The organism is Rhizobium binae, assembly GCF_017357225.1.
In the GTDB taxonomy this organism is placed as follows: Bacteria; Pseudomonadota; Alphaproteobacteria; order Rhizobiales; family Rhizobiaceae; genus Rhizobium; species Rhizobium binae.
In genome coordinates, this window is sequence record NZ_CP071605.1 from 498462 (window position 1) to 519109 (window position 20648).

A 20648-nucleotide genomic window follows, 5' to 3' on the forward strand; every position below is an offset into this window, starting at 1 on the left:
AGATGAAAGCCACAAAACCGCTTGTCGAAGTCGCCGTGGAGACCGAGGAAGGACAGGTGCCGCTGGGCATCATGAACGCCAAGCAGGCAATGTCGCTTCCAGACGAGCTCGATGTGAAGGTATCGCATCCTGATCACGAGCCGGGCAGCACTGACAATTTCATTCGCAAGGACGAGCTGCACCGGCACTTGGGCGAGTCCTAGGATGCGATCAGGCGATTTGAGTTTCAAGCCCGGAACCTCTGCAGGCCTGGAATGTTTGACTCGATAAACCGAAGGAGAAGATCATGGCACATGCCGATCGGAAGCATATTGGCGCTGGCTCGAAGGGAAAGGGCGACGGCAGCGGCGCGATGACCAATCTCGACCAGGAACAGCTTCCCGATAACATGGTCCTTTCGAACCGCGACAAGACGCAGCATTCCAAGGCGCGCGGCCTCGACGGCAAAGCGGTTCAGACCGAACAATATTCCGATCACAGCTCCAATCGAAATCCCCAATGAGGACAAGGTGATGAGCAGCAGATTACCCCCCGTTCCAGCCGAGAATGTCAGCAACAAGGGAGCCGCAGGCAAGGCGATGCGGCCTGACGCACAGGACGCCGCAATGACAAGCGGCAGCGAAAACCCTGAAAAGAAGGGGCAGCAAGGAAACACCAAAGTCAACACCACCCATCAGGGTTACCAGCAGGACAGGTAGGAGGCATCGATGTCTACGTCGAGGAAGAGCCTGTCAACTATCCGCCAGGGCGGCCCGGGCGCATCCCAAGAAAACGCCAAGGCGCCGCTCGAAATACCGAAGCCGGCAGCCGATAGACGCACGCGAAGCAAGGTCTCCGGTGGCGGAGGCGAGCATGATCGCCACCACACCCACAATGCAAGGGAGAAGTGAGGGACAGACCTGGCGACGGAACTTGCCAAAGGCGCGAGCGTCGCTTCACATGATCAACATGACGGAAAACAGACCATGACGACCGCGTTCATCCTTGTTGCACTGGCTCTCATCTTCATCTACGCCGGCCCGACATTGCTTTGCCTCTGCGTCGGTTATGCTGACTACATGATCGAGCGGCGCCGACATTTGCTGGCTGTAAAGCACGCCGTAAAACGTCGCAGCGACGAGCTTTAGGTGTCCGGCTCACGGCGCCTAGTGGCTTCGCAATTGTTCTTGGCGGCGCTGCAAGTTACCGCCGGTGCGGACAGAAGCCTAGCTCCGTCGCGGGATCTCTATGGTAAATAGGTTCGTCGGCCGCTGGTAAGCGGCGGCGGAATCAGCCAACGCTTTCCGGCTTCGCGACTACATTGGACTCAATCGGAGTTTGTCTCTCCTCTTGGCCCAGGTTTCCCTTAGGATAACCTCTCCACGGTCCTTTCAGATCTCGTTTGTTTCATTCGATTTCCCCGGATCCCTTGTCCGCGGCTTCCTCGACATCATGATCAGGTAGAGCGGTGCTTTACTTCCTTGGCCGCGACCACGATGCCTCTGGCTGTTCCCGCCAAGGCAATTTCGGCCGCGATGAGAGGGTGCTTGCGCACAAGCTTGCCCAGAGCCTTGGCGGTCGCTGCCGCTTTGGCCTGGGCCAATACGCCTTCATCGGCGTGTTTGCGCAAGAGAGATTCCAGCTTTCGCATTGAATGCTTTGTGGGCGGCGTCGCGCCTAATGCACGGCGACGCCCTTCCGAGGGTTTTCTTCGGCCCGTTTCCGGATTTTCTTCGGAAGCGCCGAGCTGGCGGCGTCGCGCACGACATCGACCGCGGCATCTGTGGCGCTATGAAAGGCCCGTCCGATCAGCCCAAGGGCCTTGGTGCCCTTGCGCGTTCCCGATTTTGCGGCGCCGGCGATGTCGTCGCTATCCTCTATCAACACGGCAGCGGCAGCGCCCGCGCCGGCGATCAGCGCCTTTCCCAAGATGTCGCGGCCCGTGGGGCTCGCTAATAATGTCTTCAGTATGGAGTTCTTGCGGACGCCTTTCGGCACCTTGTAGCCTGCGATCTTCTTCGGAATCTTTGCGTTCGCCATAGCACATCTCCTTTTGCTCGTGGAAAACGCGTTGAAGTACACCCTGTTCCCCTGGCTGACGCAGCCGCTATAGCAGGAATACCGCCAGCCTGCGGGTACCGTGGGAGCGTTGCTCTTGAGCAGATCCGGGGCGGGAAACATCTCGATCAATCCCGCGACGAGGTCGTCGACATTGGTCTTGCCATCATTGAAAAGCTGGATGGCGGCGCTGCACAGGATCTGGCTGTCGTGTTCGCTCACCGAGACCCGAAATGGCGATACCAGCTTATGACAGCCTTCGACAGGCATTTGAAATCCTGCGGCTGTATCGGTCTGTGGAAAACCGCCATGAATGTCCGCCGAGTTGCCGGTTAATATCATCGCTCTTCACCAACCGAAGATAATGGCGCCCTTTCTGATACCAAGCGGCTTGTTTCCTTGGTGCATTATCGCACGCAGCCGCTATTCGAGCGCTGCCAAGCCTTTCTTGCCTTCACGCCAGAACACCGGCCGCAATGGCGGCCTGGATGAAACGTTGGCGAGCCAGTTCTGCACTTCCGCGTCGGCGAAGCGCATCGACGCAGCGCCGCTTGGCTTCGAAATAACCGCCGCCCCGAACGTCGGACCAGCGATGGTTCAGGGCATCGAGTGCGGCGTCCGGGCCTTCTATCCGCTGCTGCTCGCTCTCTGCTGTGTGGATGAACACCGGATATTGCCAGACCAGTTGGAAATCCACCTCGATGATGTCAGCCATGAGATGATCCCGTATAGTCGTTCGAATGGCCGGACTTCCGTCTGTCTCGGAAGGTCCGGTGCCGGGCCGTGTGACCAAACGCACGGTGGGCCTTCGCGGGGAGCCTCGATGCTTCGTGGTTCATATGGCATCTCCTTTGGTGGCCGAACTACGCCACGGCACCGTTGTTCCTGTTCGAAGTGGAACTCCTCCCTGGCGCCGTCGTGTTTCGGAACAATGCACGGCGCCCCTTGTTAGTTGTGCGACAGGCAAATGCCGAAGCAGTCGGAGGATTCAATGAGGCGAAGCATGGGGCTGGGCCTGGTTTTGGCCATCGCGCTGACGGGCTGCACGACCAGCTCAGGGAGCTACGCGTCGGTTGGGCTGGCGCCCATTCCAGGCAGCATCACCTATCACGGGCAACCGCGCACAAAGCTGACGAAATCGCCGGTCGGTTCATCCTTCCCGCACACCTTCACGGATCAGTGGGGGCGGCAAGTGGAGGAGATTTACATTATCCGGCCCGATCGGAGCTTGCTGATCGCCGAACGCCATTACCGACCGGTATTTTCGCTTGACGACGACTAGGAAGGAGATCCGATCATGCCGCGCCGCAAGGACACCCTGGGGACGACGCTCGATACCGAAGGAGCCAAGATCGGTGAGCCGGTTCCGAAAGCGATCATCGATATCAACACTGCCTCGGTCGGGGTCCCCCGTCAGGCTGAGGATGATTTGCGCACAGAATTGAGCGCTCTGCAGCAACAGGTTGACAGACTTCAGCAGCAGGTCATCAACGCCGGGCTGTCGGCGAAGAGCGGTGCCGGAAAAGCTGCCCGCCAAGCCGGGGCTTTAGCGAAACATCATCCGCTTTCAGCGTTTGCACTCACGGCTGCTGTCGCGGGTGTGTTGGCCTTTGCCTCACGTCAGTTCTCCCCGCCGCGCCGGCGTGCGCCGTCGGGCCTGCGAGATCTCGGGTATTTGTACGAGAGGATGCGCGAGCGGATCTGACAAGATTTCAGGATTGCCAGGATCCCGATTCTGCCCGACTCTGTGTCGGTCAAGAAGGGAAAATGCATGCTTGACCTCCTTATACGAAGCGCTCTCGATGTTGCCCGTCGCGCGGAGCGCCTGATCGAAGCAGTGAGAGGGCTGCTTAACAGGCATGATCTCGATGAGGTCGAGCGATATGAACTCGCTGATGAGATCGAACGGCTGAGGGACGCGGTTTTTGCCGTCGACGAGGCCGTGCGGTCGCTCGCGCGCAATAGCGAAGGCTGGTCGCAGGCGGCGAGTGGCCATGCGATACAGACGACATTGCACTGACTTGCTCGCAGCCACTTGGCGCCACAACTAAGTGCCTGGTGGGCCATGGTTTTCCTTGCGGACAATGGCATGTCACGCCGATGTCACGCGACCCGGGAGGCAATACGTGCTTGATTAGGGCATTCGGCGCTTCCGATTTGCCGACCGGGTGCGCGGGAAAAAAGGAAAATGACGGGCGGGGGCGCTATTATCGTTGGGGCATGGCGATGACTTTGGAGACCTCCGGGCAGACATCAGAGCCCGACGAATTCGTATTTCCGGTTCACACCCGGACGATCGCGCAGATACGCTATGATATTGTTGGCCAGGTCATGACGGTCGTTTATCATGACGGCCGCTCGCGCACTTCCACCGGTATACAAGGCCCGGCGATGCTGAGAATCCTCGCCCAGCGTCCGCTGGAGCGTTCCCCGTTTCTGTTGCGAACGGTGATTTGATAAAGAAATCGGCGCATCCGCAGCTAAATCGTCCTCATGGTGCATCCATTTCCCGGGAACCGCGTTCATCCTCGATAGCCAGTCTATGGAGGGAAGAGGATGACCTTTCCACGGCCGAAAGCCGAAGCTCCCGCTCAGCGCTTCGAAGAAGCGAGCGCTGCTGCACGCGACGCTTTGCAAAAGCTGATTGCAGCCGCCAATGAAGCCGGATGGGGGACCGAGGAAATATCGGTCGCATTCCTCGAGGCCGCGCGGTTTTTGCACGAAGCCAACAGACGAGATCAAGATCCTGCCGACGATCCCTCCATCAGCGAGGTGCCGGGCAAGCGCGAGCAGATTGGGCATGGGGAACTTTTTGATTAGAGCAAATCCAGGAAAAGCGCGAAGCGTTTGTGCGTGCGGACTTGCGACGCCCCGCGTTTCAACACGTTCGGGGGTCCCGCGGAAGGGGAAAGCTCATCGGCCGACCCTTGCGACCGAGCCGCGTATGACGAGGCTCGTGCTGATCCGCAGCCGTTCGGCGGCAAGGGGGATTTGTTCGATACGGGCGATGAGCCGTTCCCCGGCGAGCTTGCCCATCTCGTAGACCCGTTGGTCGACTACGGTGATCGGCGGAACGGTAACGCTGGTCCAGTCGGCGTCTAGGAAGGAAATCATCGAGATATCCTTCGGGATCGACAGGCCGAGCGACTGCAGCGACTTGAAGATGCGCAATCCAACGAGGCTATCCGATGCCAGGAGCGCGGTTGGAGGGGATGGATCCAAGAGCAGTCGTTGGACGACGTAATCCGTTTGCGGCTGATCCGTGGCGCCGAGCCGCACATAATGCACGGGACTTGGCAAGCCTGCCTCCGTCAGGACGCTCACGAAACCTTCCACGCGTTCGCGCACGGCGGAGTTCGATATCCGCCCGATATCGGCCAGGCTTCCGCCCTCGGCCTCCATGGCGGACACGTAGGCGAGACGGCGATGTCCTTGCTCGACCATAAAGCGCGTCGCGGCGATTGCGGCCTCTCGATCATCGCCGGTCACGGCATCGACTTCGAGCTCCGGGATGTTCCGGTCGAACAGAACGAGCGGCACGCCGGCGCGGCGGACATGCCGGAGATGATCGACGCTGTCGCAGCGGGCCGGGGTGACGATCAAGCCATCGACGCGCTTGCCGATCAGCAGGTCGACGGCCGATTTTTCCGCGTCGAGCTGTTCGCCCGAATTTGCGATGATGACGTTGAAGCCCGCAAGGCGGGCCATATCGCTGATACCGCGCACCGCCAGGCTGAAGAAAGCGTTTTCGATGTCGCCGACCACTACGCCGATAATGCCCGATCTTCCGGTGCTCATGCTGCGCGCGAGCTCGTTCGGTCGGTATTCCAGAGCGGCGGCGGCCGCAACGACTTGGTCCCTAATCTTGTCGCTGACGACACCATAGCCGCCAAGCACGCGGGCAGCCGTCGCCTTCGAGACCTTCGCCGCCTTCGCGACGTCGGCGACCGTGACTGAACGTTTCGGAGCAACGGGATCTTCCATGTTGCAGCACTACAAGAGTTGTTGACGGGCGGTCAATTGACGGATATCAAAATATCAAAGAGACCGGTCTCTTTTGATAAGAGACCGGTATCTTTACTCTCGTGCCGCAAACGCGCAGCCGAGGTTGTGAGCCCTAGTGCCGACAAGAGCATTCCTTTCAGAGTGGAGAACGAACATGAGGTTTCTTGAATCATTTCCGGCTGTCGTCGCGCCGTTGAGCGCGGGCCTCCTGGCATGCCTTCTGGCCGCGGGAGTGGGGTCTGCGACAGCCGCCGACAATCCTTACAAACTCATCGAACCTGGCGTCATCAGCGTCGGAACGATGGGTGATGCCAAGCCCTACACGTTTGCAACGGCAGACGGCCAGTTCACCGGTTTCGACATCGAACTGTTTCTCAACGTCGTATCCCGCCTCGGTTTCCCCAAGGACAAGGTGACCTTCACCGGCCAGGAATTTTCCGCACTTCTGCCCTCAGTCGCGAACGAGCGCTTCGACGTTGCCGTTGCGGCGATCGGAACCACCGAAGCCCGCAAGAAGACGGTCGATTTTTCCGATGGCTATCTCGCCGGCTATCTTTCCGTGTTGACGCCGGACGCCAGCATCAAGGATGCCGACGGGCTCAAGGGCAAACGTCTCGGCGTCGTGCAGGGAACCCTACAGGAAATCTACGCCGCTAAGAATTTCGGCGGTACCGATCTCGTCAAATTTCCCGACAACAATTCCGCCGTTGCCGCACTCAACAACGGCACGATTGATTCCCATTTTCTCGACTACGAGGCGGCCAAGCAATATGGTGAGCGCTTTCCGGCGCTGAAGATCGCCGTTAATATTCCGTCCTTCGATGCGCCGGCCGGCTTCGTGATCCGGAAGGGCAACGACGCCTTCCGCACGGCGCTGAACGGCGCTCTTCACGACGCTATGCAGGACGGCACCTGGAAGACACTTTATCAGAAGTGGTTTCCCGGCTCGCCGATGCCGGATCAATATCTTCCCAAGAAGTGAGATGCGGCCGTCCGCCAGCAGCGGACGGTTGGTCTTTGCCGGCCGCCTGGCCGGCAGGAGCTTCAATGGGGATGACGATGAACTGGATTGACAATCTGCGCCGCAGCTTTCTCGACTGGGATGCGATGGCGGATGTGCTGCCGAGCATGATCAGCGTCGGCCTGAAGAATACGCTTATTCTTGCCGCCGCTTCGACGGTGCTCGGCGTCGTGATCGGCATGGTGCTTGCCGTCATGGGCATTTCACAGTCTCGCTGGCTGCGGCTGCCGGCGCGTGTCTATACTGACATCTTTCGCGGGCTGCCGGCGATCGTCACGATCTTGGTCATCGGCCAGGGTTTCGCCCGTATCGGGCGCGATATCTTCGGCCCATCGCCATTCCCGCTCGGCATATTGGCGCTCAGTCTGATCGCCGGCGCCTATATCGGCGAGATCTTCCGCTCGGGCATCCAGAGCGTCGAGCGCGGCCAGATGGAGGCCTGCCGGGCGCTCAGCATGAGCTATGGTCAGGGTATGCGGCTGATCGTCATCCCGCAGGGCATCAGGCGCGTGCTGCCGGCGCTGGTCAACCAGTTCATCGGCAACGTCAAGGATTCGAGCCTCGTCTATTTCCTCGGATTGCTCGCCTCCGAGCGGGAGATTTTCCGTGTCGGCCAGGATCAGGCTGTTGTGACCGGCAATCTGTCGCCGCTGCTGCTGGCGGGTGCCTTCTACCTCGTGATCACGGTGCCGCTGACGCACTTCGTCAATTATATCGACGCAAGGCTTCGGTTGGGAAAACAGGGGCGGGGTTCGGGTGCGGCGAGCGGATTGGTTGAGGTCAGCGAGCTGCAGGCCGCCGCCGGCCCGGCAGCCGACACGCCACGGTTCAAGGGCGGCGCACTCACTATACGGGGCTTGAGCATGGCCTATGGAGAACTCGAGGTCCTGAAAGGCATCGATCTCGACATTGCCCCTGGCAGCGTCACCTGCGTCATCGGCCCGTCGGGCTCGGGCAAATCGACATTGCTGCGCTGTCTGAACAGGCTGGTCGAACCGAAGGGTGGCGATATCCTGCTCGATGGCGACAGCATTCTCGCCATGAAGCCGGAGAGGCTGAGACGCCGCGTCGGCATGGTGTTCCAGCACTTCAACCTGTTTCCCGATCACACCGCGCTCGAAAACGTCATGCTGTCGTTGACGAGGATCAAGAAGATGCCGAAACGGCAGGCGCGGCGCATCGCCGAGGCGCGCCTGGCCGAGGTCGGACTTGCCGCGCGCAGCGATCATCGGCCGGCAGGCCTTTCCGGCGGGCAGCAGCAGCGCGTCGCCATCGCGCGGGCTCTTGCCATGGATCCCGAGGTCATCCTTTTCGACGAGGTGACGAGCGCACTTGACCCCGAACTTGTGAAGGGTGTGCTCGACCTGATGGCGACCCTCGGCCGCCAAGGCATGACGATGGCGGTGGTGACGCATGAAATGGGATTTGCCCGCAGGGTGGCCGACCAGGTCGTCTTCATGGACGAGGGCCGCATCGTCGAGGCAGGATGCCCCGAACAGATCTTCGACAATCCCAGAAGCGAGCGGCTGCAGCGCTTCCTCGCGGAAGTCCTTTGACGCGCCCGCGTTGCATGGCGTTCGAATGAGATAAGAGCAGGATACAAGGTTATTGACATGAATGCTTCCCCCAAACCTTCGAAGGTCGTCGTCATCGGCGGCGGCATATTCGGCGTCTCGACATCAGTTCATCTCGCCCGGCTCGGAATCGCCACCGTTCTCGTCAATGACGGTCGGCTTGCCAATGGCGCTTCCGGCCGGTCGCTCGCCTGGCTGAACTCCGCGCGGAAACGTTCCGGCGCCTATCACCGGCTGCGTCTCGCCGGCATTGACCGCTACCGCACACTGGCTGCCCGCTATCCGGATGCGTCGTGGCTGCGCTTCGACGGCGGCTTGACCTGGGATGCGGACGATGACGGCAACGAGATCGCCGAAATCTACGATTATGAGCGTGATCTCGGCTATCACGCGCGATGGCTTGTCCCGGAGGAGATTGCCGGGGCGACGCCGGGCGTCGATGCGCGCGCCGTCACGCCGCAGGGCGCAATCTTCAATCCCGGGGAAGGCTGGGTCGATCTTCCCGCTCTGATCGACACGCTTGCGGAGGAATTCCGCTCGCTCGGCGGTGAGATTGTCACTGACGCCGGACGGGCGACGATCGATATCGAAGGCGCGCGCGTGCGCGGGGTGACGTCAGCGAATGGCAGGCGCTGGGACGCCGAGTCCGTGCTGCTCGCTGCTGGCGCCGCCGTTCCCGCAATCGTGGCCGAAGCCGACCAGCAGATCGAGGATGCGACCCCCGTCGCCCTTCTTGTCAGAACCAAGCCGGTCCGCCACCCGCTGAAGGCCGTGCTCAACACCCCGCGTGTCGCCATACGGCGGACGCCCAATGGCGGCTTTGCGCTGGATTCCGCCTGGTCCGAGGAAGAGGTGAGGGTCAACCCGGATGGCAGCTACGATGTCAGGCGATCGACGCTCGACGGTCTGCTGCGCGAAGCGTCAAAGGTTCTCGAAGGCAATCCGGCGCTGGAGATCGAGGATTACGGCGTCGGCCCGAAGCCGATCCCGGGCGACGGCGAGCCGGTCTTCGGCGAATTGCCGTCGATCTGGGGTTATTTCGTCGCCTTCAGCCATAGCGGCGCGACCCTCGGCCTGATTGCCGGCGAACTGCTCGCCGACGAAATTGCCACCGGACGCCGCCACCCGCTGTTGGCGGATTTTCGGCCTGAACGTTTCAGTCCGCCAGGACGCTGAATCGTGACAGAGACGCAGCGGCCAAGTCGACGGGTGGGATCAATTTGAGCCATCGGGCGTTCTGCCGTGAGGAAACACGGGAGACGCATCATGTTCAAGAATGAATCCGGCAGTGGCGCGGACAATAGGCTCGACGACGCCGGCATCCCGATGGCAAATAGAGAAGAGGCGGATATTAATCCCGATCTCATCAGGCGCGAGGGTTTTGCAAGCGAGGCAGAATACCGCGCCTACCTCGCCACGCTTGGCCGGGAAATTCCGTTCGACGCCTATGTGGTGGAGACCGTGGAGATCTCCGAAGGGCATGCGCTGGAAGGTCGTTTACGGGAGTTGCGAGAGGAGCTCGAAACCCTCCAGGCGCGTCTGCATGTGATCAGGCGACAGGCCGTAACCGTCTTGAGCGAAAATGCCCGCTGGGCCGATGCCAGCGCCCATGCGCAACTCGGTCACCGGCCATGGCTCAAGCTGGCGGGCGCGATGGCGGCAGCCTTTGTCGTCACCAGGGGCCTCCGGCGATTGCCTCTCGGGACTGTGGTGACCACGGCGCTGCCCTTGGCCGCCGCCGTGATCAACCGGAAGCTTGCCAGAGATTGAGGCCCGAAGAGCTGGTCTGATACGAGCGCCATTTTCTCGCCGAAGTGTTCGTGCCATCTTACTGTCTGGAAGGGAGATGAATATGGCTGGACATGACGACCGCTATGTCGAGATCACGACGCGTCTTCGCTCGATGCGGTCGTTCTGCGACTTCCTCTCGCAAGGTGGAATCGTCCGCGTCGCCTTGTCGGACGGCGGACCCTACAAGGACGTCACCGCCGTTCTGCTCGAACGGAACCGCCGGGAGGCGGAAGCGCTCGCCCGCACCCGCAGGCAGCTTTATCCCGACCTCGCCGATGAAGATGTAACGCCGCCGCTCTATAGCCGTCACTGACCCTTCTCAAGCCGCGGTCACGCCACGTTTTCCGGTTCTTCCAGCAGGAACTGCCCAATCAGCTGGCGTCGGCCAGGAACTCGGCCATTGCTGCCGACAGGTTGCGAAAGTCGCTCAACGACCGCAAGACGAAGTTGGAAATATCCATTCGCCCCTGAAGCAGGCTCGAAGGCATAAAGGCCTATCGCGCCGACGGCCATGATGCAGGGAACGACGGACACAATCACCAGCGCATGAATGCGCACACGTGATAACAGCCTTCTCAACATCACCCCTCCTTCCCAAGAGCACAATCGGTTCCGAGCGAAGGCCTCCTCGTCCGCTCGCCCCGGATACCCTTGAAGGATCAGGAGAAACTGATTTCGGCAAAGAGAGGGAGATGGTCCGACGCAACCCTCGTCAGGCGATTTTGCAGGACGGTGGCTCTATTGACGACAAGGTCGTCGGTGACGAAGATGTGGTCGAGGCGCATCAACGGGTAGCGGGAGGGAAAGGTCGATCTTGGCGCGGCCTTGCCTCCAATCTGGGCGTCCTTCAATGACCGCGTGGCAAGCCGGTACGTCGCGGATGACGGAATGGCGTTGAAATCGCCGCAGAGAATAGTCGGAAGAGGTTCCTCGATGGTGCCGCGCAGCCAGCCGGAATTCAATAGCGTCGTCATCTGCCGGATACGCTCGCGCCCGCGAAGGCCGAGATGAGTGTTGACGACCAGCAGCCTCCTGTCGCCGACCAGGACTTCGACGGAAAGCGCGCCGCGCTGTTCGCCGATGGAGGGCAGCGGACCGGCCTTGACCGCAGACGTCGGCAGCGCCGTGATGATCGCATCGCCATATTGCTCTTCGGCAATCGATAGCGCCGGATGAAAATGAGCCTGCATATTCAGCAGCGAGGCAATCAGATGGGCCTGGTCGATGCCGCCGGTCCTCCGTCTCAGAACATCGACTTCCTGCAGAGCGACGATATCGGCTCCAGCCTCGGCGATGACCGAGGCGATGCGGCCGGGGTCGAGCTTCCGGTCGTTGCCGATGCAACTGTGCACGTTATAGGTCAGGAGTTTGATCGATCTATCCGGCATCGGCCCGCTAAAGCTGGTCTCCCCACAAGAGACAGGACTGGTTCTCCGGTGGGGAACACAAAACTCTTTTGATCGTTCCAGATGATCGAGCCGTGGCGCTCGCACTTTGAAAACGGACAATCGATGAGTCTCAAAAACGCAATCTGGAATGGACTGCTCATTGCCGCCCTTTGTATCGCGGGCTTTCTTCTCTATCGGATCTTCCGCCAGTACAGCCTGGAACAGATCGCTCAATCGGTCCGCAGCATACCTTTTCCGACCTTCTGCTCAGCCCTTCTGTTTGCGACGGCATCTTATCTCTGCTTGAGCTGTTTCGACTTTCTGGCGATCCGCGCGCTCGGCAAATCCCTGCCTTACCGGAAGATCGCGCTCGCTTCTTTCATCAGTCTTTCGCTCGGCCACAATATCGGATTTGCTGGGCTGAGCAGCGGCGCCTTCCGCTATCGTTACTATTCCCGCTGGGGTCTGACGGCCGAGGACGTGGCGAAGATCATCCTGTTCTGCGGCGTCACCGTCGGTCTCGGGTTGATCACGCTCGGCGCACTTGCTCTGATCGTCAATCCCGGCGATGCCGGCCGTCTGCTGCGCATCGACCCGGCGAGTACCCGGCTTTTCGGTCTGCTGGCGCTCGCCCTGCCGGTCGTCTATGCGGGGCTGGCGTTTTTCATCCGCGGCAGGCTGAGGCTCTGGCGCTGGTCGTTTCAGCTGCCGCGATTTTCGATCGCGCTCGCCCAGATTGGGGTCGGGACGATCAACTTCATGCTGGTGTCCGCCTGTCTGCACCAGATGCTTTCGGTCTTCGGCGACGTCGCCTTCTTCAGGTCTGTGACCGCTTACGTGCTCGCCAATTCCGCGATCCTTGCGACGCATGTCCCTGGCGGCCTCGGCGTACTCGAGGCCACGGTCTCCTATGCCGTGCCGCAGGAGGCCTCGATCGGTGCGCTGATTGCGTTTCGCTGTATTTATTTCTTCATTCCGCTGGCGCTCGGCACCGCACTTCTCGTCGTCAGCGAAGTGATTTTCCGGCGCCAATCACGCGGAGCGGACCAGGAGACGGAAGAGCGCGCCGAGGCTCGATCGGCCTAGGAGCCTGAAGGGTCGGGCTGGGTCAAAGAACCCGGTACCCCTTATCGGTGAAATACTGCCCGACAGATCGACGGCAAACTCCCGCAAGCCCCGAGGCCCATCATTGAGCCTGTCGATTGCTTGGATGAGCGAGTCGCTCTGCGCAAAGGCTGCGGCAAAGGTCTCCTTGGTCGTTCCGAGGTATTCGGCCAGCAGGTGATTGCGCAGATCCGCGATTCCGCCGCGGTGCTCGTCATCGCCGGCCTCAAGAAGCATGTCGCACTCCGAATCCAATCCCTCCGAACGGTTATTGAGATTGGAGGAGCCGATGCGGATCAATTCGTCGTCGGCAATGATCAGCTTGGAATGGATGAGCACGCTCACCCCGCCGTCCTTTTCCGGCACTTGCTGCCCGGGCACTGACGGCCCGGGCACTGGCGGCGCGGGCACGACGGGATAGTAGACCCTGAAGCGGTCGGCACGATCGGAGCGCTTGAGGCGGCGGATGACGCGATCCCGATTGCCGCCCATGAAGAATTTTTCGATAAGGCCATGGGAACGACGGGTGCAGATGACGACTATCTCGGGGCCATCTTCCTCCTGCAGCCGCGCGGCGAGGGCATCAGCGACGCGGAAGGAGGCAAGATATTGCGCTTCGATGTAAAGCTGCCGCCGTGCACGGGCGATGATATCGAGTGTCGAGGCGATGCCGTCGCTGATGCCGGCGCGGAAAGTGGTTCCCGGCTCCGTCAGCACGAAGCTCACGGGGATCTCTTTCAGCGAAAGGGGAAAATCGCCCGGCCATTTGAAAGGTAACCTCTCAGCCAGCGGTCCATGCTTTTCGCCGGTGGCGCTTTCCCAGCGCCGCCGCGCGATATCGCCGATCAGCCTGGCCGCGTCGCCGGTGACCATTGCCTGAACGTCATGCAGCGGATCGTAGGACACGCCATTGGGGTCGCGGCGCAATGCCTCCCTGGCGCGGTGGCGTCTCGTATCCCATCGCCGCGACGTCAGGTCCATGCCGCCGATGAAGGCGACGGCGTCGTCGATACAGACGAGTTTCTCATGGTGGCAGCCGCGCAACGTGTTTTGAAGTTCGAAGCGCAGATCGATCCTGGCATTCCTCGGGAAGTTTCTCTTGCTGATCACCTGCAGGGATTTTCCCGAATAGATCGGCCCGAGCGCCCAGATAAGGATACGTATTTCAAGTGCCGGATTTGCCGCTGCCAGGGCATGCAGCAGGTCCGCCAATGTTTCGTCGTTTTTTTCCGGCTCCATCCGGATGTCCGGATTGAAATCCCACCCGACGATCCAGACGCTGCGACGCGCCTGCCGCAACGTTTGCGCCAGCTCGGCAAAATACCGGTTGCCATTGATCAGGAAGGCTGCTTTTTCGGCGTAGCCTTCCAGTTCCTGTTTTTCACCGCCGCCCGGCTGTTGCGCTTTTGTTCTAAGCAGGTAGGGTTGGTTGAGCATGGTTTCTAACGCGGTCATGGTTGCCTCGGCTTTTCGACTGAAAGCAAACGCTCGGGACTTTCCCGAGTTCCCGATCGCCGCCGGCGATGGAATATGTAAGGAAAAGAAATGTCACAGCGAGCAGGCAGCGCCGATCTTCCCCTCCACGGGGGACGCGTGCCGCATTGGCTCGGCGAGCGGATGACGCGGCTCGGCACGCTGATCACCGAGGCGATCGTTCATCATTACGGCCGCGAAGAGTTTCTGCGCCGGCTCGCCCACCCTTTCTGGTTCCAGTCCTTCGGTGCAGTCATGGGCATGGACTGGCATTCCTCCGGCATCACCACAAGCGTTCTCGGCGCCCTGAAACGCGGGCTGAAGCCGCGCGCCGGCGAACTCGGCCTGCATGTCTGCGGCGGACGCGGCCAGCACTCGCGCAAGACGCCGCAGGAGCTCGTCTCGATCGGCGAGCGCGTCGGCCTCGACGGGGAGGCGCTGGCGACAACCAGCCGTCTGATTGCCAAGGTCGACAGTGCCGCCCTTCAAGACGGGTTCGACCTTTATCTCCACGGCTTCATCGTCGCCGACGACGGTCACTGGGTGGTGGTGCAGCAGGGCATGAACGGCGACCGGCGGCAGGCGCGCCGCTATCATTGGCTGTCGGAGGGGCTGGAGAGTTTCGTCGATTCACCACATGCGGCGATCGAGGGACGGAGCCAGGGCGAGATCGTCAATCTCGCCGACAGGCGCGCCGAGCGCTCGCGGCGAGGGCAGCTCGATCTGCTGGCCACCCTCGGTCCCGACAGGATCGTCCGCGAGGCGGCCGCGCTGCAACGCGCCGAGCAACCGGTGCCCGAGCCCGCCGAGCAGCCGATGCTGCCGCATCTGATCATGCCGGCTCATCACGATGTCCGCGAGAGCGACGTCAATATGCGACGTCTGCATGGAAATCTCGCCGCGGCGGCCGATCGCGGGCCAGCTGATTTTCAGGAATTGCTGCTCGTTCCCGGTGTCGGCGCTCGCACGGTGAAGGCGCTGGCGATGGTGGCGGAAGTCGTCCACGGCGCGCCCTGTCGTTTCTCCGACCCGGCGCGCTTCTCCATCGCCCATGGCGGCAAGGATCGCCACCCGTTCCCTGTCCCGCTCAAGGTCTATGACGAGACGATCGGCGTGATGAAATCGGCGGTGCTGAAGGGCAAGCTTGGGCGGGAGGAGGAGTTGCAGGCGCTGAAGCGCCTCGACGAACAGTCCAGGCAGATGGAACGCTACGTGACCGGCCCAGACCTCAAGGAGATCATCGCCGGCGAGTTCCGCCAATCGGCCGATTTCGGCGGCCGCAGCGTCTTCGGCTGGGAAGCGCCGCCGTCCCCGGACGATTGATCTCAGTGTCCGTCCGGCGGGACGGCTTCGACCGGAACTGTCTCTTTCAGGTTCTTGCGGTGGAAGATGAAGAGACCGGCAAAGACGATGATGGCGGCGCCGACGACGATCTGCATGTCGGGAATATCGTTGAAAAAGATGTAGCCGAGCACGATCGCCCAGAGCAGCAGCGTATATTGCAGCGGCGCCAGCAGCGATGCCGGTGCGAGCTTCAGCGAGCGGGTGATGAGCAGATGCGCGCAGGTGGCGACGACACCCAGCAGCAGCATGCCGGACCAATCGATCAGCATTGCCGACTGCCAGTGGCCGATGCTTAAGCCGATGCCGGTGGCAAGGGCTGCGACCGTCTGCCACGTCACGAGAGTGGTATCGCTCGTTGAGCGCAGATAGCGGCTCATCACCAGCGAGAGTGCGAAGGAAAAGCTGCCTGCAAGGCCGAAGAGGGAGGGAAGCGACAGCATCGCCGTCGAGGGGCGCAGCGCAATGACGACGCCTGCGAAGCCAACCAGAACGGCGAGCCACCGGCGCCAGCCGATCTTTTCCCCGAGAAAGAAGTGCGAGAGTGCCGCGATGTAGATCGGCCCGGCCATATAGAAGGTCATGACATCGGCGAGCGGCAGATAGGCGACGGCGGCATAAAACAGGGCGACGTCGCCGGTCGCCATGGCCACCCGCATGAACTGCAGGCCTTTCTGCTCGACACGAAACAAGGCCATCGGCCCTTGCCGCGCGATCATCGGTCCGAGCAAGATGAAAGCGCCGAGCGAGCGGATCACCAGCACCTGGCCGACGGCAAAGCTGGTCATCAACCACTTTCCCATTGCATCGTTCAGCGCAAACAGCAAATCGCCGAGCAGCATCAGTACGACGCCCGTCATGATCAGGTTGCCGGTATTGGCGACGGCCGTCTTGGTCTTCATTCCCCGAATCCTCGCAAAAACGGCCGCGCATGCGCGGCCGAATGCGGCTTCGACCTTAACAAGGCCGATGTCAAGTGTTCACTTGTGTACAGACGGCGGCCGGCAGGGCTGGCGGATCAGCCAATCACGAATGCCGCCGTCGAAGGCATGCTGGAAGGTCTCGCGGGCCTTCGCTTCTGCAGATCGGGATCTTTCTGCCTCAGCGCGATATAGTAGAAGCCGAGGCTCGGAATATTGTCGATGGCCATGTCCTTGTTGCTGGCGAGCGCATTGAGATCGCCGCTCGCCACATACTGGCCGACATCGACGTCGCCGGCGATGAGGCGGGCCATGGCGGGCTTGCCGCCCCAATATTTTGGCTGGACATGGAAGATCGCCACATCGTTCGGCCGCCACTGCGCCAGGCTGAACGGACCGCTGCCGGCGGAATTGGCCGGAAGCCAAGCACCAAACGCCCTGTTCTAAATCAAAGAGTTAGAGCATGATGTCGTCCGAAAAGCGCTCACACTTTTCGGCATCATGCTCTAGCCGGCCGCCTTTGCGTCCTGCCGGCCCGGATGTAATCGAATGTCGCCGTCGGCCTCCCAGGCTTCCAGCAGTCGATGAAGCTCCTCGCGGTCATGTTGGTCGAGCCGCGGCAGCCCCGGCACACGCACCGGGCCGACATCGAGGCCGGAATAGGTGACGGCCTCCTTCACGACGGTCACGTTGGCGCCGTTGCGGAATTTCGTCCGCATCCGCTCGAAGGGTTCGAGCTTGTTGACGATCGCTCGTGCCGCGGCGAAATCGCCCTTTTCAAGCGCATCGTGGACCGCAAGCGAGAGCTTCGGTGCGACGTTGACGAGGCCGGAAGTGAAGCCGCGCGCGCCGGCTGCGGTGAAGGTCGGCGCCCAGCTCTCGGCCAGCCCGCAGACGAAGAGCGCACCGTTCGGATCGGCCGCTGGGATCGCGCGCGAAAGAAGCATCAGGTCGGTTGTGGCAAATTTGATGCCGGCAATATTGCCGTGGTTGGCGAGGCGGACGATATCGGCGACGGCAAAGCCGTCGGCCCTGACATAGGCGATGAGCGGCAGCGTGCAGGCATCGGCGAGATCGCAGAAATAATCGATGTGAGCCGAAGGTGCGGCGAAGGGATCGACGGGCTGATGCGACATGACGGCGGAGGCGCCGATCGCCGCCGCATCCCTCGCCATGCCGATCGCCTCGCGCAGCGACCGGCCGATCGCCGCCGTGACCGGTGCCCTGCCGTCGACGCCCGATACCGCCGCCTCGTGGATGATCCGGATTTCTTGCGGCGTCAGTGCATAGAATTCCCCGGTATTTCCGGCGGCGACGATGTTGTGAATGCCGGCTGCCGCCACCCGCCCATAGACCTGCGCGGTGATACGCGGTTCGACTTCGCCCTTTCCGTCATAGGCCGTGACGGGAACGCCCGACACGCCTGTCAGCGCCTTGCGCGTGGTTGCGATGCTCATTGTTCTCCCCGTTCGCTTTCCATCAAGATGATTGACTGCCGAAGCGGAAGGGCGCCAAACCCTCCGCATCCACGTCGAAGGCGATGACCGTGCCGGCCTCGAAACGTCCGGTACGGTCCGTCGACAGGCTGGTGACGAAGAGCGTCTTGAAATCGGGCCCCCCGAAACATGGCATGGTCGGCGCCGCCACCGGCAGGTTATAGATTTCGACGATCTCGCCGTCGCTCGACATTCGGTTGAGACGGCCGGCAGAGACGCCGGCGCTCCAGTAAAACCCGTCGCGGTCGGTGGCCGCCCCGTCCGGCCGCCCCTCTTCCTCGGTGAAGCTGCGAAGCCGGCGACCTTCGCCGAGTTCGCCCGTCGCGGGATCGAAGTCGAAGGACTGCAGAAAACATTGCCGGCTGTCGGAGTGGTACATCCGCCGGCCGTCCGGCGACCAGGCGAGGCCGTTGGAACTCGTTAGACCAGTTGCGACGGCGCGCGCACTGCCGTCGGCTCCCACGCGAAAAAGTGCGGCGTCATTCACCTGCGGCTTGGCTTCGCTGATCGAGCCGACCCAGAAGTGTCCGTCCGGGCCGATTTTGCCGTCGTTGAGGCGGCCGTTGAAGTGGCGCCCGGCGGGATCGCAAAGAAACTCGATATCGCCGGAGACGGGATCGAAGAGATGGACGCCGGTCTGAAGACCGACGACGATCCTGTTGTCACGGCTAAGCCCGAGGCAACCGACCGCCGCCGGCATGGCGAAGCGGTCGACCGTACCTTCCGGGGAAAGCCGCAGCACGGCAGGCGCCAGGATGTCGACAATCCAAAGTGCACCGGTCTCTTCGTCCCATACGGGCGATTCACCGACCGTCAGCGGCTGCTGCAGCACCGAACGGATCTTCGGTTCAATGATGCGCGGCGCCGTCACGAGACCACCTCCGAGTTTTTGGCAAGACCTTCGTCATCGCGCATGCGAATGGTGCCGTCGTGATTGAATTCGCAGAAGCCGCCGCCCTGGAATGCGCGGGCGACCGCGCTCTCCGCGCCATCCTCGATGTGGGCGTGCTCGCGCGGCCGGTCCTGCGGCTGGTAGCCGAGTCTCGCCGCCAGATCGTTGTCCCACCATTTCTCGTCCGTATCGGAGACGCCGTAGACGACCGTTGCGGCGATCGAAGGATGGGTGAGCCCGATCCGCACGAGTTGCGCCAGATCCCGCGCGCTGATCCAGATCGCGATCGACCGCTCGCTATTCGGATAGGTGCCGGCATTGCCGATGCGGATGGATAGAGAACGGATGCCCGAAGTGTCGTAATAGAGCCCGGCCACCAGCTCGCCCCAGCATTTGGAAAGCCCGTAGGGGCTGTCCGGCCGCATGGGATCAAGCGGCGAGATGACCTGGCCGCGCGGATAAAAACCCGTCGCATGGTTGCTCGAGGCGTAGACCATCCGCTCGACCCTGTTGATCCGGGCGGCCTCGTAGAGATTGTAGGTCCCGAGCACATTGGCCTGCAGGATGGCGTTCATGTCGACGCCGCTCGCGATGCCGGCAAGATGAACGACGCCGTCGACCTCTCGGAGGGCGGCCGTTGCCTCGTCGAGCTTCGAGAGATCGGCGCGCGCGAAATCTTCGTTTTCAGCCAGCCCGGCGGGCTCATGAATGTCGATCAGACGCAAGTGCTCTGCGTGCTGGCGAAGGAACGGGCGAAGCAGCGTCCCGACGCGTCCGGCAGCACCGGTCACAGCAACCCGTCTCATCGTTCTTCCTGCCGACATCGCTCAAACCCCCTGAAACATGCGCGCGCGCGCATTCAGTATGTGTCTCTTCATCGCGTCATGGGCTTCAGCCTCCCGCCGCGCGAAGATCGCCTCCACGATCACCGCATGCTCGTCCTGGACGCTGCGGATCTGCTCCGGCGTGCGTTTCAGGCTCAGGCTTCGCGTCACGGAATGGCCTATGGCGAAATGCGGCTTGAACCATTCGCGAACGGTGATGTGAAACTGGTTGCCCGTCGCCGCTGCGATCGCGTCGTGAAGGGCCTGGTCCTCCTCGGCGCCGAGTTCGCCGTTGCGCAGGCATTGCTCGAGCGAAAGAAGTGCGGCCGTTATCCGCTCCTTGTCGGCCGGCTGCCAGTTGCGTGCGGCAAGCTCGGCCGCCTCGGCCTCGAGACCCGCGCGGAACTCGAAGAACCGCTGGACATCGGCGAGCGAGCCGACCGGAACCATTGTCAGCATCGATGAATCCGGGCGCTGCCGGACGTAAGACCCCGAACCCTTGCGCGAGACGACGAGACCGTCGGTTCTGAGCCGCTCCAGCGCCTCGCGCACGACGGGTCTCGACGCGCCGAAATGGCCGGCGAGCTTCGTCTCGGAAGGCAGCCGCTCATTTACTGGAAACGTGCCGTCCGCGATCATCCCCACGATCTTCTCGTAGATGATATCGCTGAAGCGCGTTGCGCCTCTGTTGGAAACGGCATCGACGGCGACCGTCATTATCCTTTCTTCTCCCCGTTTGAGCAGGCTGGCGCCAAGCAGACGCCGAATATGTCTGTCGCCTG

At 61.7% G+C, this 20648-nt stretch carries 29 protein-coding genes and 1 pseudogene; 17 read left to right on the plus strand and 13 right to left on the minus strand.

Features of this window, described 5'->3' with window-relative positions; translation table 11 throughout:
* Positions 1-2 precede the first annotated feature (2 nt).
* The 5 genes from J2J99_RS24220 to J2J99_RS24240 all read left to right on the plus strand — a co-directional run bounded on the left by J2J99_RS24220 (position 3) and on the right by J2J99_RS24240 (position 1127).
* Positions 3-203: a hypothetical protein gene (locus tag J2J99_RS24220; protein WP_168300855.1), complete on the plus strand. Its 201-nt coding sequence runs from the start codon at positions 3-5 to the stop codon at positions 201-203.
* Positions 204-286: 83 nt separating this feature from the next.
* A complete protein-coding gene (locus J2J99_RS24225) occupies positions 287-502 on the plus strand; it encodes a hypothetical protein (RefSeq protein ID WP_168300854.1) in 216 nt (71 codons plus the stop codon).
* Positions 503-512: 10 nt separating this feature from the next.
* Positions 513-698 carry a hypothetical protein gene (locus tag J2J99_RS24230; protein WP_168300853.1) on the plus strand — a complete coding sequence of 62 codons (186 nt, stop codon included), beginning with the start codon at positions 513-515 and terminating at the stop codon, positions 696-698.
* 9 nt (positions 699-707) lie between these two features.
* Positions 708-890, plus strand: coding sequence for a hypothetical protein (locus J2J99_RS24235; RefSeq protein ID WP_168300852.1), 183 nt, complete (start codon positions 708-710; stop codon positions 888-890).
* A gap of 75 nt (positions 891-965) precedes the next feature.
* Complete coding sequence (locus J2J99_RS24240) at positions 966-1127, plus strand: hypothetical protein (protein ID WP_168300851.1); 162 nt, start codon at positions 966-968, stop codon at positions 1125-1127.
* A gap of 308 nt (positions 1128-1435) precedes the next feature.
* Here the strand turns inward: J2J99_RS24240 and J2J99_RS24245 are convergent, their stop codons facing one another.
* The 3 genes from J2J99_RS24245 to J2J99_RS24255 all read right to left on the minus strand — a co-directional run bounded on the left by J2J99_RS24245 (position 1436) and on the right by J2J99_RS24255 (position 2752).
* Positions 1436-1609, minus strand: a complete 174-nt coding sequence (locus J2J99_RS24245; protein ID WP_207600979.1) for a hypothetical protein — start codon at positions 1607-1609, stop codon at positions 1436-1438.
* 47 nt (positions 1610-1656) lie between these two features.
* Complete coding sequence (locus tag J2J99_RS34145; RefSeq protein ID WP_246735428.1) at positions 1657-2379, minus strand: hypothetical protein; 723 nt, start codon at positions 2377-2379, stop codon at positions 1657-1659.
* A 112-nt stretch (positions 2380-2491) separates the two neighbouring features.
* The gene (locus J2J99_RS24255; RefSeq protein WP_168300849.1) at positions 2492-2752 is read right to left on the minus strand and encodes a DUF982 domain-containing protein; all 261 of its coding nucleotides are present in this window, start codon (positions 2750-2752) and stop codon (positions 2492-2494) included.
* A 276-nt stretch (positions 2753-3028) separates the two neighbouring features.
* Here J2J99_RS24255 and J2J99_RS24260 point away from each other — a divergent pair, with 276 nt between their 5' ends.
* The 5 genes from J2J99_RS24260 (at position 3029) to J2J99_RS24280 (ending at position 4857) form a co-directional block, all read left to right on the plus strand.
* Positions 3029-3319, plus strand: a complete 291-nt coding sequence (locus J2J99_RS24260; protein ID WP_168300848.1) for a hypothetical protein — start codon at positions 3029-3031, stop codon at positions 3317-3319.
* 15 nt (positions 3320-3334) lie between these two features.
* Positions 3335-3742 (plus strand): hypothetical protein, encoded by a 408-nt coding sequence (locus J2J99_RS24265; RefSeq protein ID WP_168300847.1) that lies wholly within the window; start codon positions 3335-3337, stop codon positions 3740-3742.
* A gap of 66 nt (positions 3743-3808) precedes the next feature.
* A complete protein-coding gene (locus J2J99_RS24270; protein ID WP_168300846.1) occupies positions 3809-4057 on the plus strand; it encodes a hypothetical protein in 249 nt (82 codons plus the stop codon).
* Between the two features lie 206 nt (positions 4058-4263).
* Positions 4264-4494, plus strand: a complete 231-nt coding sequence (locus J2J99_RS24275) for a hypothetical protein (RefSeq protein ID WP_168300876.1) — start codon at positions 4264-4266, stop codon at positions 4492-4494.
* A gap of 99 nt (positions 4495-4593) precedes the next feature.
* Positions 4594-4857, plus strand: coding sequence for a hypothetical protein (locus tag J2J99_RS24280; RefSeq protein ID WP_168300845.1), 264 nt, complete (start codon positions 4594-4596; stop codon positions 4855-4857).
* Between the two features lie 93 nt (positions 4858-4950).
* On the opposite strand, the gene J2J99_RS24285 is transcribed toward J2J99_RS24280, so the two are convergent.
* The gene (locus J2J99_RS24285; protein WP_168300844.1) at positions 4951-6021 is read right to left on the minus strand and encodes a LacI family DNA-binding transcriptional regulator; all 1071 of its coding nucleotides are present in this window, start codon (positions 6019-6021) and stop codon (positions 4951-4953) included.
* A 175-nt stretch (positions 6022-6196) separates the two neighbouring features.
* Between J2J99_RS24285 and J2J99_RS24290 the strand changes: the two genes are divergently transcribed.
* The 5 genes from J2J99_RS24290 (at position 6197) to J2J99_RS24310 (ending at position 10741) form a co-directional block, all read left to right on the plus strand.
* Complete coding sequence (locus tag J2J99_RS24290; RefSeq protein WP_168300843.1) at positions 6197-7024, plus strand: ABC transporter substrate-binding protein; 828 nt, start codon at positions 6197-6199, stop codon at positions 7022-7024.
* A 77-nt stretch (positions 7025-7101) separates the two neighbouring features.
* Entirely contained in the window at positions 7102-8619 is a 1518-nt protein-coding gene (locus J2J99_RS34515; RefSeq protein ID WP_168300842.1) for an amino acid ABC transporter permease/ATP-binding protein, read from the plus strand.
* Positions 8620-8676: 57 nt separating this feature from the next.
* Positions 8677-9813 (plus strand): NAD(P)/FAD-dependent oxidoreductase, encoded by a 1137-nt coding sequence (locus J2J99_RS24300; protein WP_168300841.1) that lies wholly within the window; start codon positions 8677-8679, stop codon positions 9811-9813.
* A gap of 90 nt (positions 9814-9903) precedes the next feature.
* Positions 9904-10407: a hypothetical protein gene (locus J2J99_RS24305; protein WP_168300840.1), complete on the plus strand. Its 504-nt coding sequence runs from the start codon at positions 9904-9906 to the stop codon at positions 10405-10407.
* Between the two features lie 82 nt (positions 10408-10489).
* Positions 10490-10741 carry a hypothetical protein gene (locus tag J2J99_RS24310; RefSeq protein ID WP_168300839.1) on the plus strand — a complete coding sequence of 84 codons (252 nt, stop codon included), beginning with the start codon at positions 10490-10492 and terminating at the stop codon, positions 10739-10741.
* A gap of 17 nt (positions 10742-10758) precedes the next feature.
* Here the strand turns inward: J2J99_RS24310 and J2J99_RS24315 are convergent, their stop codons facing one another.
* Together J2J99_RS24315 and J2J99_RS24320 are read right to left on the minus strand one after the other, a co-directional pair.
* Complete coding sequence (locus J2J99_RS24315) at positions 10759-11010, minus strand: hypothetical protein (RefSeq protein WP_246735426.1); 252 nt, start codon at positions 11008-11010, stop codon at positions 10759-10761.
* Positions 11011-11087: 77 nt separating this feature from the next.
* Positions 11088-11816 carry an endonuclease/exonuclease/phosphatase family protein gene (locus J2J99_RS24320; RefSeq protein ID WP_168300838.1) on the minus strand — a complete coding sequence of 243 codons (729 nt, stop codon included), beginning with the start codon at positions 11814-11816 and terminating at the stop codon, positions 11088-11090.
* A 123-nt stretch (positions 11817-11939) separates the two neighbouring features.
* Between J2J99_RS24320 and J2J99_RS24325 the strand changes: the two genes are divergently transcribed.
* A complete protein-coding gene (locus J2J99_RS24325) occupies positions 11940-12902 on the plus strand; it encodes a lysylphosphatidylglycerol synthase domain-containing protein (RefSeq protein ID WP_168300837.1) in 963 nt (320 codons plus the stop codon).
* On the opposite strand, the gene J2J99_RS24330 is transcribed toward J2J99_RS24325, so the two are convergent.
* Positions 12849-14375, minus strand: coding sequence for a phospholipase D-like domain-containing protein (locus J2J99_RS24330; protein WP_168300836.1), 1527 nt, complete (start codon positions 14373-14375; stop codon positions 12849-12851). The two genes, J2J99_RS24325 and J2J99_RS24330, sit on opposite strands and share 54 nt — an antisense overlap.
* A gap of 90 nt (positions 14376-14465) precedes the next feature.
* Here J2J99_RS24330 and J2J99_RS24335 point away from each other — a divergent pair, with 90 nt between their 5' ends.
* Positions 14466-15716, plus strand: coding sequence for a DUF763 domain-containing protein (locus tag J2J99_RS24335; protein WP_168300835.1), 1251 nt, complete (start codon positions 14466-14468; stop codon positions 15714-15716).
* A 2-nt stretch (positions 15717-15718) separates the two neighbouring features.
* On the opposite strand, the gene J2J99_RS24340 is transcribed toward J2J99_RS24335, so the two are convergent.
* The 6 genes and pseudogenes from J2J99_RS24340 to J2J99_RS24365 form a co-directional block, all read right to left on the minus strand.
* Positions 15719-16636, minus strand: coding sequence for a DMT family transporter (locus J2J99_RS24340; RefSeq protein ID WP_168300834.1), 918 nt, complete (start codon positions 16634-16636; stop codon positions 15719-15721).
* Between the two features lie 138 nt (positions 16637-16774).
* Positions 16775-17085 (minus strand): annotated as a pseudogene (locus J2J99_RS24345) (ABC transporter substrate-binding protein); the annotation flags it as partial.
* Between the two features lie 75 nt (positions 17086-17160).
* Positions 17161-18111 (minus strand): dihydrodipicolinate synthase family protein, encoded by a 951-nt coding sequence (locus J2J99_RS24350; protein WP_168300833.1) that lies wholly within the window; start codon positions 18109-18111, stop codon positions 17161-17163.
* Positions 18112-18133: 22 nt separating this feature from the next.
* A complete protein-coding gene (locus J2J99_RS24355) occupies positions 18134-19021 on the minus strand; it encodes an SMP-30/gluconolactonase/LRE family protein (protein WP_168300832.1) in 888 nt (295 codons plus the stop codon).
* Positions 19018-19848 (minus strand): NAD-dependent epimerase/dehydratase family protein, encoded by an 831-nt coding sequence (locus J2J99_RS24360; RefSeq protein WP_168300831.1) that lies wholly within the window; start codon positions 19846-19848, stop codon positions 19018-19020. Before J2J99_RS24360 ends, J2J99_RS24355 begins: the two co-directional genes overlap by 4 nt.
* 21 nt (positions 19849-19869) lie before the next feature.
* Positions 19870-20583 (minus strand): FadR/GntR family transcriptional regulator, encoded by a 714-nt coding sequence (locus J2J99_RS24365; RefSeq protein ID WP_168300830.1) that lies wholly within the window; start codon positions 20581-20583, stop codon positions 19870-19872.
* Positions 20584-20648 lie beyond the last annotated feature (65 nt).

Coding starts and splice junctions, on each gene's coding strand:
- J2J99_RS24220 (WP_168300855.1), top strand. CDS start 3: ATGAAAGCCACAAAACCGCTTGTCGAAGTCGCCGTGGAGACCGAGGAA.
- J2J99_RS24225 (WP_168300854.1), top strand. CDS start 287: ATGGCACATGCCGATCGGAAGCATATTGGCGCTGGCTCGAAGGGAAAG.
- J2J99_RS24230 (WP_168300853.1), top strand. CDS start 513: ATGAGCAGCAGATTACCCCCCGTTCCAGCCGAGAATGTCAGCAACAAG.
- J2J99_RS24235 (WP_168300852.1), top strand. CDS start 708: ATGTCTACGTCGAGGAAGAGCCTGTCAACTATCCGCCAGGGCGGCCCG.
- J2J99_RS24240 (WP_168300851.1), top strand. CDS start 966: ATGACGACCGCGTTCATCCTTGTTGCACTGGCTCTCATCTTCATCTAC.
- J2J99_RS34145 (WP_246735428.1), bottom strand. CDS start 2,379: ATGATATTAACCGGCAACTCGGCGGACATTCATGGCGGTTTTCCACAG.
- J2J99_RS24255 (WP_168300849.1), bottom strand. CDS start 2,752: ATGGCTGACATCATCGAGGTGGATTTCCAACTGGTCTGGCAATATCCG.
- J2J99_RS24260 (WP_168300848.1), top strand. CDS start 3,029: ATGAGGCGAAGCATGGGGCTGGGCCTGGTTTTGGCCATCGCGCTGACG.
- J2J99_RS24265 (WP_168300847.1), top strand. CDS start 3,335: ATGCCGCGCCGCAAGGACACCCTGGGGACGACGCTCGATACCGAAGGA.
- J2J99_RS24270 (WP_168300846.1), top strand. CDS start 3,809: ATGCTTGACCTCCTTATACGAAGCGCTCTCGATGTTGCCCGTCGCGCG.
- J2J99_RS24275 (WP_168300876.1), top strand. CDS start 4,264: ATGACTTTGGAGACCTCCGGGCAGACATCAGAGCCCGACGAATTCGTA.
- J2J99_RS24280 (WP_168300845.1), top strand. CDS start 4,594: ATGACCTTTCCACGGCCGAAAGCCGAAGCTCCCGCTCAGCGCTTCGAA.
- J2J99_RS24285 (WP_168300844.1), bottom strand. CDS start 6,021: ATGGAAGATCCCGTTGCTCCGAAACGTTCAGTCACGGTCGCCGACGTC.
- J2J99_RS24290 (WP_168300843.1), top strand. CDS start 6,197: ATGAGGTTTCTTGAATCATTTCCGGCTGTCGTCGCGCCGTTGAGCGCG.
- J2J99_RS34515 (WP_168300842.1), top strand. CDS start 7,102: ATGAACTGGATTGACAATCTGCGCCGCAGCTTTCTCGACTGGGATGCG.
- J2J99_RS24300 (WP_168300841.1), top strand. CDS start 8,677: ATGAATGCTTCCCCCAAACCTTCGAAGGTCGTCGTCATCGGCGGCGGC.
- J2J99_RS24305 (WP_168300840.1), top strand. CDS start 9,904: ATGTTCAAGAATGAATCCGGCAGTGGCGCGGACAATAGGCTCGACGAC.
- J2J99_RS24310 (WP_168300839.1), top strand. CDS start 10,490: ATGGCTGGACATGACGACCGCTATGTCGAGATCACGACGCGTCTTCGC.
- J2J99_RS24315 (WP_246735426.1), bottom strand. CDS start 11,010: ATGTTGAGAAGGCTGTTATCACGTGTGCGCATTCATGCGCTGGTGATT.
- J2J99_RS24320 (WP_168300838.1), bottom strand. CDS start 11,816: ATGCCGGATAGATCGATCAAACTCCTGACCTATAACGTGCACAGTTGC.
- J2J99_RS24325 (WP_168300837.1), top strand. CDS start 11,940: ATGAGTCTCAAAAACGCAATCTGGAATGGACTGCTCATTGCCGCCCTT.
- J2J99_RS24330 (WP_168300836.1), bottom strand. CDS start 14,375: ATGACCGCGTTAGAAACCATGCTCAACCAACCCTACCTGCTTAGAACA.
- J2J99_RS24335 (WP_168300835.1), top strand. CDS start 14,466: ATGTCACAGCGAGCAGGCAGCGCCGATCTTCCCCTCCACGGGGGACGC.
- J2J99_RS24340 (WP_168300834.1), bottom strand. CDS start 16,636: ATGAAGACCAAGACGGCCGTCGCCAATACCGGCAACCTGATCATGACG.
- J2J99_RS24350 (WP_168300833.1), bottom strand. CDS start 18,111: ATGAGCATCGCAACCACGCGCAAGGCGCTGACAGGCGTGTCGGGCGTT.
- J2J99_RS24360 (WP_168300831.1), bottom strand. CDS start 19,848: ATGAGACGGGTTGCTGTGACCGGTGCTGCCGGACGCGTCGGGACGCTG.
- J2J99_RS24365 (WP_168300830.1), bottom strand. CDS start 20,583: ATGACGGTCGCCGTCGATGCCGTTTCCAACAGAGGCGCAACGCGCTTC.